Genomic DNA, 14,127 nt, shown 5'->3' with positions numbered 1-14,127 from the left:
CCGGAGATATGAAGAAAAGTGGAATAAGCATGATAAAAGAATATCGGACTTCTTTTTTTCTCCCATTGATTTTGATCATTTCTTTGGTGTCCCTTATCACAGGCTGTGAAGAACAGCCTATTCAAAAACCGGGAAAGCCGCCTCCAAGTCAAAGTTCTGTTTCTCCTTCTATCCCAGCTGAACCTGCCTCGCCACCAGAATCAGAAATAGACAAAAAACCTGTAAAGCTGCAGATAAACGACGCCCAATTTCAAAGATTTGTGGGATGGCTCGATAATCGCAGTCTTCTTTATCTTTCGCAGCATGGCGATCAATCCCAGCTCTTTCTTTATGATTTATTCAAGGGAACAAGCACATTATTATATTCTGATGCAGCGCCAATTGTAGATATTCTGCCATCTCCGGACAATAAAATGATTATGGTGCACACCGCACCGTTCACTTACCAGGCAAAACTGGTATTTTTGGATTTGCAAGGGGACCATCTATACTCTGTCGATATTGATTCATTTGAATTAGCATATGACTGGAACAATTGGGATAGCGAGAAGCTTGCTGTAACGGCTTTTGACGAAGAGTGGAATTTCCAGGTCTACATAGTGGATTGGAAACAAAAGAAACTGCAGCCCATTGAGTCTGGACAGCCGCTGTTAAAATGGTTCGGCAAGGATATACTATTGGCACAGGATTGGCAGAAAGATGAACAATCACTTGACGCCCCTATCATTAAATATTCATTGCAAACCATCCCGCAGGCTACGTTGGAAAAAGATAATGTCTTTCAGTTCAATGTCTTAGGCCGTTCATTAATGACGATATCAGAAATAAAGAAAAATGAAGCATTGTACGAATTTACGGATGCTGAAAAAAATGTCCTGTTCTCTTTTTCTGTCCCCAGCATCACTCAATATTCAGATTGGCTTGTGCCATATTATGATTTTAATGAAGAGACAGAAGATTTTCTATCCTTTGTTCCTCATGAAAGCGGGGCGATTGATGAGTATGCGGGCGGATATAAACTCGTGGATTATAACCTCCAAAAAAAGTCTTCTGACGTATTATTTGACCAATTGGATAATGAACCTTTAAAATGTTCACCAGATGGCGCGATGTGTTTATACGGCTATCAATTGGAAAAATTAATAAACGTAAATACAAAAGAAATAACGGAGCTCCTTGAGCCGGAAAGGAAGTAATCATCATGGCCATTGCCGACGTAACCGTCATTCCAATCGGAACGGAAACTCCCAGTATCAGCCAATATGTAGCAGATCTGCAAAACATCTTGAAACAGTACGAGGAAAAAGGGAAGATCAGGTTTCAGCTTACACCTATGAATACACTAATCGAAGGTGAACTGCCAGTCCTTTTCGAAGTCATTCAAAAAATCCATGAAGCTCCCTTTAATAAAGGTCTTAAACGGGTCGCGACAAATATCCGCATAGATGATCGCAGGGATAAAGAGAGAAGAATGGAAGACAAAGTAGAAAGCGTCAAAAGTAAGATGTAGTCCAGAGGAAACAAAAAAAATCGCCCATAAAAGGGCGATTTTTTTGATTAATGCGTCATTGCAGGGAATCCATTGTTAAGGATGGTCATGATAGAGAACCAGCCGAATACTCCCAATGCACCTAAACCAAAAATGATTCCAAGGATATTCTTGGTTCTAAAAGCGTTTACACTTGCGAAAATAGCAAGAAGGGCTACCAAAGAAAAAATGATGACAAGACCCATTTATATAAACTCCTTTCTGAATTAGAATCAGCACAAATATGTAAGATTATTGCATTACTTCATATTTTATAGTTTTTTTCCTGATTTGTCGAGATATATTACAGGTTAAAATTGACACTTATTTCTGTTGAAATGAATAACCCATGTTGATTTAGAGAGGATTTAGCTTTTTGCTACTATTATTTTGCGCGACTTTATGAAAAGGGATACATCAATAGATTGTTTTTATCAAAGGAATCTTTTTTGATAAAATAGAAAAGGAGGTGTTTATATTGAAATGGAGTAGACTACCATTGGGACCGATCCAGACAAATTGCTACATTTTGGCTGATGAGGATAAGAAGTGCCTTATTTTCGATCCCGGTGATGAAGGTGAAGTATTGATAGGCTGGATTCGAAAAAGGGGGCTTGAACCAAAGGCCATTCTTTTGACGCATGCCCATTTTGATCACATCGGTGCTGTCGATGTCATCAGGGAACATTATAAAATACCTGTTTATGTCCACGAAAAAGAAGCGAAATGGCTCATGGATCCTGCATTGAACGGATCCCAGTTCTTTAATATGATCGATCCAGTCAGGGTGAAGCCTGCTGACGAGTTCATTGCAAAAGAAGGGGAGCTGAAAATCGGTAATTTCACTCTTAATGTGTTGGAAACCCCTGGTCATTCACCTGGAAGCGTCTCCTATTACTTGAGGGATGAAGGCGTGATTTTCTCAGGCGATGTCCTTTTTCAGCAGAGTATTGGTAGAACGGACCTCCCTGGAGGAGACCAGAAGCTTTTGCTTAAAACCATCCATGAAAAACTTCTCGTTCTTCCGGAAAACACCCTCGTACTTTCTGGACATGGCCCGGAAACATTGATTGAGGATGAGATGGATTCCAATCCTTTTTTAAATGGATTCTAAAAGAATATCCCCCAAGGACAAGTCATAGAATGACTACAACTGGCGTGCAATGAAATTCTGCTTGGCATGAATGATTGAGCGCCGGTTTTTTTATACTTTCAGGCGGGAGTGTCCAGTATGAAAAAAGAATTAAAAAAGTTATTTGTGGATAAAGAAATGCTGTCTGTCAGCGATTTCATGGAGTATGCCCTGTATCATCCAGTGGATGGGTACTATATGAATGAGCATAAAAAGATTGGAAGAAGCGGCGACTTTTTGACAAGCCCAAAAGTCTCTCCGGTATTTGCGAAACTGATTGCGGGATATTGCCTTGATTACTGGAAAAAAGGAGAGGCAGAAATAAGATTCATGGAGATCGCATGCGGGGATGGAGCATTTGCCAGTCAGTTTTTATCATTCCTCCGTGAAATGGATGAAGGAATCAGCAGAAATTTAGAATATATAGGGATTGAAAAAAGTCATTTTCACCAAAAATTGTTTAGGGAACGGGTGGATTTTCATTCGATTGAGCTGTATCAGAGCATTTCAGATATCCCTTCCTTTAGAGGGATCATCTTCTCCAATGAATGGCTGGATGCCTTTCCTGTCCGAATTATAGAAAAGAGCGGGGAGGAAATGAATGAAATCATGCTGTGCCTTGAAGGGGATGAAATAAAAGAAGTCAAAATAAATCGCGTGGATGAGTCCATTAATGATTACTTAAAGGAATACTCTTTGAAACCGCAGCAAGGTGAAAGAATGGAAGTCCCTATTTCAATGGAGAGGGAATTCAAAGGTCTGATGGGGAAATTAGAAAAAGGCATTTTACTTACAATTGATTATGGAAGTGTTGAATTAGATGGAAATTGTGAAAAGAGAGGAACTCTAAGAGGTTTCAAAGCACATCACCTCATAGAAGACTATTATAAATATCCTGGGGAAATGGATATTACATACAGTGTGCCATTTCACGTGTTGAGAAAGATAGGGGAAAAAGCAGGAGCTAAAGAATTGCTATTTCAGAGACAAGATGAATTTTTAATGGAGCAGGGGGTCTATGGAGAGCTGAAAAATTGTACAAGCCGGGATCCATTCAGTCCTGATAAGAAGTGGAACCGAAAGATCATGCAGCTTATGGAAGGCAGCGGGATGTCCCGATTGTTTCATGTTCTTGTACAAAAGAAATAAGAAGAATTTTGCAAAACAAAAACGGCCTTCCGGAAAGGAGAGCCGTTTTTTGCGTTGTTTTTAGTGGCCGCCGCCTGGAGTCATCATAAAGGTTGTCCAGTATGTAAACCCCGCAAAGAAAACAGTTAAGTATGCACCAAAAATATAAATATACATGCGTTCGGATAATTTCAAATAGCCAAGTAAAATAAAGAATCCTGTTTGACCTAAGAAGATAAGAGCGGTTTTATCCATATCTCCAAGGTAAAAGAAGACTGTGAAAATTCCAGTCCAGAAACCTAACACTCTGTACATGCGATCCATTTATGTATCCCTCCTTTTTACCCTCTATCCATCAATTCAATATTATAAATGAAAAATGAATAATTTGTAAATATTTCATCATTAATAGTTTGTGACATTTAAGTGAGAAAAAAACATGAAAAATGAATTTTTCTTTCACTCCAGCATTCAATTAAGCGGTTTCATCTGAGGGTTAATCTTATTATACATTGGTATTTCAGGAAAAGTAAGGATAAATATCCGCTGACAAAAAAATACAAGATTAAATATCTGTACAAAAGTTATACAAATGGTATACAATAAGTTTAAGTTGAAGGATTTAAACAGAAGGGAGAAAATCGATAATGGATGAACTCGTATTTTTTACCTATCCAAGCTGTACTTCTTGCCGAAAGGCCAAAAAATGGCTGAAGGCAAACTCGATTCCATTCACAGAGCGCCATATTTTCAGAGAGCCCCCTACAGAGGAAGAATTGAAACAGCTCCTCATGATGACAACGGAGGGACTCGATGAACTACTCGCAACGAGGAGCCAGTCTTACAAAGATCTTGATGTGGATGTAGATGATTTACACCTCTCAGAAATTCTGCGAATGCTTACAAATGACCCCAAGCTTTTAAAACGGCCGATTCTGACAGACGGGAAAAAATTGATTGTCGGCTATCAGCCAGAAGGATTAAAAAGCCTCTCCAACAAGAAGAAACTACTCCAAAAGACAAGTTAAAAAAGCGGAAGCGGCCGTTTGGCTGCTTCCGCTTTTTTCGATCCAGCTCCAGCGCCCAGCCCCTCGAGTCATAAGCCGTACCTCTACGGAAATCGGGATTTCCTTCGAGTTCCGTCTTATGCTGGTCGGGGCTATCAGGGCGCTTCCGCTTTTCACAATCCAGCTCCAGCGCCCAGCCCCTCGAGTCATAAGCCGTACCTCTACGGAAATCGGGATTTTCTTCGAGTTCCGTCTTATGCTGGTCGGGGCTATCAGGGCGCTTCCGCTTTTTAAACTGGGCTAGCTGGATTCGAACCAACGCATGTCGCAGTCAAAGTGCGATGCCTTACCGCTTGGCTATAGCCCATCGATTACTATCATAATTTAACCGTTTTTCGCTTTTGTTATTCAAAAAAAATTATCGTGAAGGAAGGAGAATGGCATCTATTGTCGAATTATTGTTTTAATCCAAAGAAAAGGTGGTGAAAGTCATCGCAGATACAATCGAAGGCATGGCCAATGCTCTTTTAGCTTCTGCAGTGGCACAGAAGGCAACAGATATTCATATTGTCCCGAGAGAAAACGACTACTCCGTTCAATTCAGATGTCTAGGCAGGCTTCTCCCTCAAAAACCTCTGCCGATTTCCACAGGCGACCGATTAATTTCCTATTTTAAATTTGTAGCACAAATGGATATCAGCGAGAGCAGGAAACCCCAATCCGGTTCTTACAGACTTCAATTTTCAGATCAAAAAGCCGCTCTGAGAATTTCCACTCTTCCAACAGCCTATTCAAGAGAAAGTGTCGTCATCAGAATTCTTCTTCAGTCAGAAAAATATCCGATAGAGCGTATGTCATTGTTCCCGGCTTCCTTTCAAAAACTTCAAGCATTCCTCTCCCATTCCCACGGTTTGATTCTTTTTACTGGACCGACCGGCAGCGGAAAGACCACTACTTTATATTCGCTAATCCATTATTGTTCGCAGAATATGAATCGGAATGTCATTACACTCGAAGATCCAATCGAGAAGCAGCATGATGAATTGCTGCAGGTACAAGTCAATGAGAAAGCCGGCATTACCTATTCAACCGGGCTCAGAGCCATTTTGAGGCATGATCCGGATATTATCATGGTGGGGGAGATAAGGGATGCGGAAACTGCAAAAATCTCCATTCGAGCGGCTCTTACCGGGCATTTAGTCCTTTCTACCTTGCATACCAGGGATGCTAAAGGGGCGATTTATCGGCTTCTTGAATTCGGAATCAGCTGGCATGAAATTGAACAGACCCTTATAGCGGTATCAGCACAAAGGCTCGTTCATATTAAGTGCAAGCACTGCATAACTGAAGAAAAAATATGCTTCCACGAAGATTCACATTCAAAAACAGGCGTCTATGAATTGCTATATGGAAAAAGTCTGTATGCTGTCTTAAATGAAGCGAAGGGGGAAAAAGAGGATTACACCTACCCCACACTGAGGAATTTATTAAGGAAGGGGATAGCACTTGGATATGTTTCAAATGAGGAATATATTCGCTGGGTACATTCAGAAGAGGAGCAGCCTCAATCCTATGCAGCAGGGGGAATTATTCCTGCTCCTAAGTGATTTGCTTCAACATGGCTTTACTCTTGTAGAAGCATTAAGTTTTTTGGCGAGGCTCCATGAAAATTGGAAAATAAGTATCGAGAATGTAGTGGGCTCTCTTTTCGAAGGGGGAACGTTCAATGATTCATTATTTAAGAATGGATTCGATCCAACTGCATGCACGCAAATTTTCTTAGCTGAGAAAAATGGAAATTTGGAACATGCCCTTAAGCACTTAGGTGACTACATGATCCAGCGAGAGACGGACAAAAGAAAAGTGATGCAGCTCCTTCAATACCCCCTTGTTCTATTCATCATCCTGCTGGGAATCATAATGATAATGAAAACATTGCTCTTCCCACGATTTTTCTCCCTTTATGCTTCGATGGGCTTTACTCCTTCAAAAGGAATGGCCCTGTATTTAAACACTTTAAACAACATGCCCCTTTATTTGATTATTTTCCTGATTTCTATGTTTTTTATTTTTGCCATCTTTCATTTAATCACCAAGAAGTGGAGCGCATTAAAGAAGGCTGAATTCATCAGCCGAATCCCTTTACTGGGAATTCAGGCAGTCTTGATGAATAGCTACTTTTTTTCTCGTGAATGGGGATTTTTATTAGCATCCGGCCATTCGGTTCAACAAGGTTTGACAATTTTGAAAGAACAGGATTTTCACCCATGGCTCAAGGAAGTTTCAGAGAGGATCCACGAACAGCTTCAGTCGGGTAAAACTTTTTCAGAATCCCTTTCAGGCTTCCGTTTTTTGAATCATGACCTTTCATTGATTGTCCTTCATGGTGAAAAAAGTGGACAGCTTTCACAGGAATTGCTGTTTTACAGCCAGCATTGCCTCTCATCCGGCAAAAAAAGTCTTGAAACATGGCTGAAGCTAATCCAGCCTTCTACCTTCATCATCATAGCTGTATTCATCATATCAATATATTTGTCTATTATGCTGCCGATGTTCAAAGCGATGGAAACAATATGAAAGGGAGTGGAAAAATGAAAAATGAGAAGGGGTTTACATTGGTGGAAATGATGATCGTTTTGTTGATTATTTCTATTCTGTTATTTATCACAATCCCCAACATTACAAAGCATACGGCATCAATCAATGATAAGGGGTGCAAAGCCTTTGTCAATATGGTCCAGGGACAGGTAGAGGCTTATTATATGGAGAATAAATCGTATCCAGCTACAGTAGAGGACCTGCAAGGGGCTGGGTATTTAAGGGAGAATGAAACGTCTTGTGCCAATGGGGACTCGGTATCGATCGGAGCTGATGGAACTGTTTCCACTACGGGAAGCTGATGAAAAGGGATTTACTCTGTTAGAAATGATGGTGGTCCTTTCTGTTTTTACAGTCGTGTTGGCTGCAGGCATCACAAAGTTTGAAAGGATACCATCCCTGTTTGAAAGGGATTTGTTCATTTCCGGGTTGAAAGCAGATTTATATTATGCACAGTCATATGCTGTAAGCCGGAAAGAAACGGTTTATATTAAATTTTACAGTGCCACTGATCAATATCGTGCTGTCAGAGTCAGGGATAATCAGGTGCTTTTTAATAAAAAACTTCCTGACAGTGTGGATTTATTAGATTCCAATTTACAATCTTTCATGATTTCAGGGGATGGTGATATCAGCAAGTTTGGCACATTGAATTTCAGTGTGTATGAAAAAGTTGTTCATTTGAAAATTTTCATAGGAAAGGGGCGATTTGTTGTTCAATAACAGCGAAAGTGGATTTTCTTTAATGGAATCCATCATTTCATTTAGTCTGATCATCATGCTTGTTTCCTCACTGCTTCCACTGTTGCAGCATCTTTCACAGGATTTTGAAAATATGAAATTAAGGATGGATTCGTATCGGATACTTTACGAGCAGGTAGAGATGATGGCCCTGCATTCCATTTATCAGGGGACTGTAAAAGAAAATAGATCAGAATACCGAGTGCAGGTTGATGAGGGTCAGAATGGGAACTGGTTTGCCTGTGTGCAGTATGTTGATGCATCTAATCAAAATGTAAGAAAATGTTTTAAACAGAATGAATGAGAAGGGCTTTACTCTCGTTGAATCATTGGTGGTACTCCTGATTTTTACCATCATCTGCAGTTTCTTGCCACTGATTTTTTCTGCTTTTCAATCATTTCGTTCCTTTGATCCAGGGATAGATTATGAGTGGCAGTTGTTCTTGATTCAATTAAGAAATGAAGCTCATGAAGCAGAACGTGTTTCGGAGAGTGAAGGGAAAATCATCATGCAAACCACCCAGGGAGAAGTGTTATATGAAAAATATCAAACGGTTATCAGAAGAAGGGTGAATCAGCTTGGACATGAGATTGTACTGCAGGATATTCAATCGGCAGAATTAAAACTGGACAGTAGTCAGATTTTGATTTCTATTCAGTTTAGAGGCGGGGAAAGACGCGCCGGTTCGATTGCACTGATAACCCTCGCTGAAGGAGGGAGCAGCAATGAATGAAAAGGGGATGGTTTATCCGGTGGCACTCGTGTTGGCACTAGTGATGATTATCAGCCTTACAATCGGAGCGTCCATTACCCTGGCAGAGAGGAAATATAGTGAGGAAATCATTGAATACTATAAAGTGAAGACAGCCACTATGCTTGCAGTGAGCTATATCCAGGATCATATACAAGAACTGAATGCGATTTCCTCACAAGGAGAAATGACATTCTCGACGGTGAGAGTACAGGTAGGATCGGAAGAGATTGGAGACCAGTTGATTGTCCATTTGACTGCTGTAGGATCGGAAGACAGGAAATTTCCCATGACGTTCGTTTATAATAAAGAAACAAAAAAGATGATTGATTTTGATTACCGCTAGGGGGACAACCATGAACACGAACCTTATTTACTTAGTTGGCTATATGGGGGCTGGAAAGACTACCGTCGGCGAGAGACTGGCCAATATGTGGGATGAAACAGTCTATGATACTGACAAGATGATCATTGAAAAGGAAGACTGCAGCATTCATGATATCTTCAATCGGCATGGCGAAGATTATTTCAGGGATCTGGAAACTGAAATCCTAAAAGAAGCATCAGTGTTGAATGGAGTCATAACTACTGGCGGGGGAATGGTATTAAGGGAAAAAAATCGAAAACTCATGAAATCTACCGGTACGGTCATTTTTTTGGAATGCAATCCCACGGTTATCTTTTCACGTCTTAAGGGTGATACTGAGAGGCCGTTATTACAAAATAAAAATGAAATTGAGTTTTCCAGGCTTTATGAAAAGAGAAAGCCTTACTATGAAGATTCCGCCCACATGATCATCGACACCTCTAATCTAACAATCGGGGAAGTTGTATCGGAAATCAATAATCGGTTAAATCGCAGTTAAAGGGGCATACTGTAGCCAAAAGAAACTTGGTGGTGTCTGGATGTCAACAAATGACTATGTAAAGTTTATCACTCAAACGTTCGTGAAACATTTTGATCAGCCTGTCGCTGAGCGGAGGGAACAGAGAAGCATCAGAAAAGATCAACGGCCATCCTTGCTCTTTCACTGGTTCGGCGTCATTCCATATGCATTTATCATGATGTTCAAAAAGAAAAAAGTCTGATGGCTTCACGGCCATCAGACTTTTTTAGCTTAAGATAGATAGAATATCCCTCCATTAATGATTTCCATGGTTATGCGGGGTTCGTAGAGTTCCTTCAGTGCTTCTTTTTCCGTATAATAGGATTCTGGTTTTTCCACTGTATCGCCATAAAAATGCTCCAGCAATGCTAAGTCCTCATCCCATCGCTTCGTGGCTGCCTGAGCCCAGCTTTCGTCAAGCTGGGATAATTCATTTTCCAAAAAAGTATGGATGCGGTTGATTCCGCTGGCGGGCCTGATGATAGGGGAAAGAGTAAAGCAAAAATCAGGGATTTTAGGCGTCAACGGCCTCTGGGAAACCTGTTCATGAAACTCCTCCACCAATTGTCCATTTATCAGATTAAGACCGAATGATCGAAACACGTCTTTTTTTCTGTCGCAGACGAATGAAATTTTCATATTGACCCCAAGCCAGGGATGAAGGGGAGTCTGCCTGATCTGGAAGGCAGGCTGCTTTTCATATAGCCTGACATATTTGGATAGTCTTTTGGCTGATTGGAAAATCTGATGCAGCCGTGGGGAGCCGAAATGAACATTTTCTCCTTTCATCCCTTCCGGAGCCGCTATTGGATCGGTAATGAAGGAAATCCTCATTGGATTAGGAATGCCCCCGGTCTTTTCTAAGTAGTGCCAATAAAATGGCCGGTTCATGAGCTCTTTATCCATATCAATAGTGAGCTGCACTTCCAAGTGCCCGTTTCCACTCCCCGTCAACTCACATTTATTCGCTAAAAAATACTGTTCAAGAAATTGATGTATTTCTTGCTGCTGCATGGCGTCCTTCATCCTTCCCATAGGTTTCTGCAAATTGAATCATGGCTGAGAGATTTTCCATCTTAATATTCATTTCACCCTCAGATCGGGAGTTGCCGAATATGTCTGCCAAATGATCTTCGATTTTTCCGAATTCCAACTTGGTTAAAATATCATCAAGCTCGCCGATGACCCTCTCAAATAAGTTGATCTTTTCATAAAGGATCTTCAAAATATGTTCTTCCACTGTATCTCTGGTAGCAAAGTTATAAATATGGACATCTTCTTCCTGGCCCAATCGATGGACCCTGCCGATTCTCTGTTCCAACCTCATTGGATTCCAAGGGAGGTCAAAATTGATCATATGATGGCAGAACTGCAGATTGATCCCCTCACCGCCTGCTTCAGTTGCAATCAGCACCTGCGCATGATTTTGAAACAGTTCACGCATCCAGTCCTTTTTGCCCCTCTTAAAGCCGCCCCGAAATGGAACTGAGCTGATTCCATGCTGCTTCAGGTACCATTGCAAGTATAGCTGTGTTGCACGATATTCCGTGAAAATGATCACTTTATCATTGATTTGTTGAACCAATTCCAACACTTTTTCCGCCTTGGAATTTTTCGAGACTGCATCCACTTTATGGAAAAGATGGGCTATTTTATCTTGATAAGCCTGGGAGGGATTCTCTGACTTTTCAATCATATTTTTTAATGTGAAGAAGACAGCTTCCCGGCTGCTGCATGCTTCTCTCTGTAAGGTCATGATGGAGAAGGGGCTCGTTGCAATGAAATCATGATGGCTCTTCAAGATTTGGAAGGAATCATAAAGCTCCCTTTCTTCTTTACTGAATTCAATCGGGATCGTTTGGACGTGCCGTTTTGTCCACTCAATACCTGTATCTGACCTTCTATTGCGGATCATGACTTTATTGACGAGTTCTCTCAAATGTTCATCATCATGGATGGATTGATCTCCCTTTTTATATTTCTCAGAGAAAATAGATTCATTTCCCAAGTGTCCAGGCTTCAAAAGGGAGACTAAATGAAACACTTCCTCAATCTTATTTTGAATAGGGGTGGCAGTCAGCAGCAGACAGAATTTCTTCTTGAGATTTTGGACAAATTCATAATTTTTGGTTTTGTGGTTTTTAAGTTTATGAGCTTCATCGATAATTACAAGGTCATAATCCTGTTCATAGATCTTTTCCCGGTGCGGCGGCCGTTTCGCTGTATCGATCGAAGAGACGACGCAGTCACACTGGTCCCAGACGTAATCTTTCTTTTGGGCAACTGCGGGAATATGGAATTTCGTATTCAACTCAAATGCCCATTGCGATACGAGGGATGCAGGCACAAGGATCAGCACTTTCTTGACCAGCCCCCGAATCATGTATTCTTTTAATATAAGCCCTGCTTCAATCGTTTTACCGAGTCCTACTTCATCTGCCAGGATGGCTTTTCCGTTCATATTTTCTACCACTTGCCTGGCGACTTCCAGCTGATGGGGAAGTGGTGTCAAATGGGCTAGATGTTTAGGGGCTTGGAGGCCTTCAAATTCAGGTATGATCAGATGCCGTTCCACTTCTACCGCCAAGTGAAACAAGTCCCAATTCCCCCACGGGCCATCATTGGCAAACCGCTCAGATAATCCTTCCGACCAGGAGGCATCAAACTCTATTTTAATAGGCATAGAAACAACTCCTTCTTATTCAAAAATTGATTGCCGAAAAGAATGGTTTAATGATAGGATGTAAGTAGATTTTGAATGATTCAAACATTTGCATATCAGACACATTTCCAAAATCATTCATTATTGTTTTATTATGACCAATTTTCAATATAATATAGGCGAATGACGACAAGGGGAGAGACTGGTTTCCGGCGCCGAAGGAGCAAGCAGACATCTGTGAATCTCTCAGGCAAAAAGACTCTTGTTGGACGCAGCTCTGGAGAGTGTTTCAAATAGAGATGAGGCAGCATTTATGCTGCGGGTATATGTTATCGAAACGATAGAATACTGCTTTATTGATCCTATGAAACATTCAGGGCCGATAAACGCATATGCTTGCCCGCTGCATGCCGAACTCTATGATAGAAGCCACCAAAGAGGAAAGCCATTGCATCATGGTAAAACTTTCAGGTCCAAGGACAGAGAAATCCACAGAAAAAGGGATTTCTCTGTCCTTTTTTCATGGATAGAAAATGAGTGACTATTTTGGAGATGAATGTTGAAAGGGGAAGTGGCATGTCAAATTTAAAAAGAACACCTTTATTTGAAGTGTACAAAAAGTATGGGGGAAAGACGATCGATTTTGGCGGCTGGGATCTTCCAGTGCAGTTCTCCAGTATCAAAGAGGAACATGAGGCAGTAAGGTCAACAGCTGGATTATTTGATGTATCACATATGGGGGAAGTCGAAGTCAAAGGGAATGACAGCCTTGCTTATCTTCAAAAGATGATGACAAATGATATTTCCAAGCTGAAGGATGGGGGAGCACAATATACAGCGATGTGCTACGAAAATGGCGGAACAGTGGATGATCTTCTCGTTTATAAAATGGAAGATAATCATTACTTGCTTGTCATCAATGCATCCAACATTCAAAAGGATTACGACTGGCTTGAAAAACATCTTGAAGGAGATGTTTCCATCCGTAATCTATCTGAAGAAACAGCTCAGCTTGCTCTTCAGGGGCCAATGGCCGAAACTGTGCTTCAACAATTGGCAGATCAGCATTCATTATCTGATATCAAATTTTTCAAATTCCAAACAAATGTAGATTTAAAGGGAATCCATGCTCTTGTTTCCAGAACAGGATACACAGGAGAAGATGGATTTGAAATATATTGTGCTGCAGAAGATGCAGTTAAGCTTTGGGAAGCTATCCTGGAAACAGGCAAAGAAGAGGGAGTCATTCCTTGTGGACTAGGAGCAAGGGATACCCTTCGTTTTGAAGCGAATCTTGCTCTTTATGGCCAAGAGCTGTCACCGGATATCACGCCGATCGAAGCAGGAATCGGATTTGCTGTCCGTGTCGATAAAGAAGCTGAGTTTATTGGCCAATCTGTTTTAAAGGAACAAAAGGAAAATGGAGCGCCGAGGAAACTCGTTGGAATCGAAATGATTGACCGCGGCATTCCACGCCATGGATACGAGGTATACATTGGGGATGAAAAAATCGGGGAAGTGACGACAGGAACGCAATCTCCGACGTTGAAAAAAAATGTCGGGCTGGCGCTCATTAAATCAGAATTTTCTTCTTTGGACACTGAAGTCGAGGTGGAAATTAGAGGGAAACGACTGAAAGCTGCTGTTGTGGCAACACCATTTTATAAAAGGCCAAAGAAATAAGGAATCGAA

19 protein-coding genes, 1 tRNA gene and 1 riboswitch are annotated in these 14,127 nt (G+C 41.0%); of the genes, 15 read left to right on the top strand and 5 right to left on the bottom strand.

The window, feature by feature from the left end:
• The first annotated feature begins 8 nt into the window (after positions 1 to 8).
• Positions 9 to 1,196 (top strand): hypothetical protein, encoded by a 1,188-nt coding sequence (locus ABTV07_RS13805; RefSeq protein ID WP_433743133.1) that lies wholly within the window; start codon positions 9 to 11, stop codon positions 1,194 to 1,196.
• 5 nt (positions 1,197 to 1,201) lie between these two features.
• Positions 1,202 to 1,510 (top strand): MTH1187 family thiamine-binding protein, encoded by a 309-nt coding sequence (locus ABTV07_RS13800; protein WP_433743131.1) that lies wholly within the window; start codon positions 1,202 to 1,204, stop codon positions 1,508 to 1,510.
• Between the two features lie 47 nt (positions 1,511 to 1,557).
• Here the strand turns inward: ABTV07_RS13800 and ABTV07_RS13795 are convergent, their stop codons facing one another.
• The gene (locus tag ABTV07_RS13795; protein ID WP_433743129.1) at positions 1,558 to 1,734 is read right to left on the bottom strand and encodes a DUF2759 domain-containing protein; all 177 of its coding nucleotides are present in this window, start codon (positions 1,732 to 1,734) and stop codon (positions 1,558 to 1,560) included.
• Between the two features lie 272 nt (positions 1,735 to 2,006).
• Between ABTV07_RS13795 and ABTV07_RS13790 the strand changes: the two genes are divergently transcribed.
• Together ABTV07_RS13790 and ABTV07_RS13785 are read left to right on the top strand one after the other, a co-directional pair.
• On the top strand, positions 2,007 to 2,642 hold the full coding sequence (locus ABTV07_RS13790) for an MBL fold metallo-hydrolase (protein ID WP_433743127.1): 636 nt from the start codon (positions 2,007 to 2,009) through the stop codon (positions 2,640 to 2,642).
• Between the two features lie 117 nt (positions 2,643 to 2,759).
• Positions 2,760 to 3,809, top strand: a complete 1,050-nt coding sequence (locus tag ABTV07_RS13785; protein ID WP_433743126.1) for an SAM-dependent methyltransferase — start codon at positions 2,760 to 2,762, stop codon at positions 3,807 to 3,809.
• Between the two features lie 60 nt (positions 3,810 to 3,869).
• Here the strand turns inward: ABTV07_RS13785 and ABTV07_RS13780 are convergent, their stop codons facing one another.
• On the bottom strand, positions 3,870 to 4,112 hold the full coding sequence (locus ABTV07_RS13780) for a DUF2626 domain-containing protein (RefSeq protein WP_114744845.1): 243 nt from the start codon (positions 4,110 to 4,112) through the stop codon (positions 3,870 to 3,872).
• 323 nt (positions 4,113 to 4,435) lie between these two features.
• Between ABTV07_RS13780 and ABTV07_RS13775 the strand changes: the two genes are divergently transcribed.
• Positions 4,436 to 4,816, top strand: a complete 381-nt coding sequence (locus ABTV07_RS13775) for a Spx/MgsR family RNA polymerase-binding regulatory protein (RefSeq protein ID WP_433743124.1) — start codon at positions 4,436 to 4,438, stop codon at positions 4,814 to 4,816.
• 274 nt (positions 4,817 to 5,090) lie between these two features.
• Here ABTV07_RS13775 and ABTV07_RS13770 read toward each other — a convergent pair.
• A tRNA-Gln gene (locus ABTV07_RS13770) sits at positions 5,091 to 5,162 on the bottom strand.
• A 145-nt stretch (positions 5,163 to 5,307) separates the two neighbouring features.
• On the opposite strand from ABTV07_RS13770, the gene comGA reads away from it, so the two are divergent.
• Genes comGA through ABTV07_RS13725 form a run of 9 tightly spaced genes read left to right on the top strand, consistent with a single transcriptional unit; the run spans position 5,308 to position 9,975 of the window.
• On the top strand, positions 5,308 to 6,402 hold the full coding sequence (comGA, locus tag ABTV07_RS13765) for a competence type IV pilus ATPase ComGA (protein ID WP_433751242.1): 1,095 nt from the start codon (positions 5,308 to 5,310) through the stop codon (positions 6,400 to 6,402).
• Complete coding sequence (gene comGB / locus ABTV07_RS13760; protein WP_433743122.1) at positions 6,368 to 7,372, top strand: competence type IV pilus assembly protein ComGB; 1,005 nt, start codon at positions 6,368 to 6,370, stop codon at positions 7,370 to 7,372. Before comGA ends, comGB begins: the two co-directional genes overlap by 35 nt.
• 14 nt (positions 7,373 to 7,386) lie before the next feature.
• Complete coding sequence (gene comGC, locus ABTV07_RS13755) at positions 7,387 to 7,695, top strand: competence type IV pilus major pilin ComGC (protein ID WP_433743121.1); 309 nt, start codon at positions 7,387 to 7,389, stop codon at positions 7,693 to 7,695.
• Positions 7,622 to 8,116: a competence type IV pilus minor pilin ComGD gene (gene comGD, locus ABTV07_RS13750; RefSeq protein ID WP_433743120.1), complete on the top strand. Its 495-nt coding sequence runs from the start codon at positions 7,622 to 7,624 to the stop codon at positions 8,114 to 8,116. The genes comGC and comGD overlap by 74 nt, the downstream gene beginning before the upstream one ends.
• Positions 8,106 to 8,438 (top strand): competence type IV pilus minor pilin ComGE, encoded by a 333-nt coding sequence (comGE, locus tag ABTV07_RS13745; RefSeq protein WP_433743118.1) that lies wholly within the window; start codon positions 8,106 to 8,108, stop codon positions 8,436 to 8,438. Before comGD ends, comGE begins: the two co-directional genes overlap by 11 nt.
• Positions 8,431 to 8,868: a competence type IV pilus minor pilin ComGF gene (comGF, locus tag ABTV07_RS13740; protein WP_433743116.1), complete on the top strand. Its 438-nt coding sequence runs from the start codon at positions 8,431 to 8,433 to the stop codon at positions 8,866 to 8,868. The genes comGE and comGF overlap by 8 nt, the downstream gene beginning before the upstream one ends.
• On the top strand, positions 8,861 to 9,232 hold the full coding sequence (comGG, locus tag ABTV07_RS13735) for a competence type IV pilus minor pilin ComGG (protein ID WP_433743115.1): 372 nt from the start codon (positions 8,861 to 8,863) through the stop codon (positions 9,230 to 9,232). The genes comGF and comGG overlap by 8 nt, the downstream gene beginning before the upstream one ends.
• Positions 9,233 to 9,242: 10 nt before the next feature.
• Positions 9,243 to 9,752, top strand: a complete 510-nt coding sequence (locus ABTV07_RS13730) for a shikimate kinase (RefSeq protein WP_433743112.1) — start codon at positions 9,243 to 9,245, stop codon at positions 9,750 to 9,752.
• 40 nt (positions 9,753 to 9,792) lie between these two features.
• On the top strand, positions 9,793 to 9,975 hold the full coding sequence (locus tag ABTV07_RS13725) for a YqzE family protein (protein WP_433743110.1): 183 nt from the start codon (positions 9,793 to 9,795) through the stop codon (positions 9,973 to 9,975).
• 29 nt (positions 9,976 to 10,004) lie between these two features.
• On the opposite strand, the gene ABTV07_RS13720 is transcribed toward ABTV07_RS13725, so the two are convergent.
• Positions 10,005 to 10,787, bottom strand: coding sequence for a YqhG family protein (locus ABTV07_RS13720; RefSeq protein ID WP_433743109.1), 783 nt, complete (start codon positions 10,785 to 10,787; stop codon positions 10,005 to 10,007).
• On the bottom strand, positions 10,756 to 12,456 hold the full coding sequence (locus ABTV07_RS13715; protein WP_433743107.1) for a DEAD/DEAH box helicase: 1,701 nt from the start codon (positions 12,454 to 12,456) through the stop codon (positions 10,756 to 10,758). The genes ABTV07_RS13720 and ABTV07_RS13715 overlap by 32 nt, the downstream gene beginning before the upstream one ends.
• A gap of 162 nt (positions 12,457 to 12,618) precedes the next feature.
• Positions 12,619 to 12,707: riboswitch (glycine riboswitch) on the top strand.
• Positions 12,708 to 13,011: 304 nt separating this feature from the next.
• Between ABTV07_RS13715 and gcvT the strand changes: the two genes are divergently transcribed.
• Positions 13,012 to 14,118, top strand: a complete 1,107-nt coding sequence (gene gcvT, locus ABTV07_RS13710; protein ID WP_433743105.1) for a glycine cleavage system aminomethyltransferase GcvT — start codon at positions 13,012 to 13,014, stop codon at positions 14,116 to 14,118.
• Positions 14,119 to 14,127 lie beyond the last annotated feature (9 nt).

Origin of the sequence: Falsibacillus pallidus (assembly GCF_050990905.1) — a bacterium.
In the GTDB taxonomy this organism is placed as follows: domain Bacteria; phylum Bacillota; class Bacilli; order Bacillales; family DSM-25281; genus Falsibacillus; species Falsibacillus pallidus_A.
This window is presented reverse-complemented; position numbering and strand designations above follow the sequence as displayed.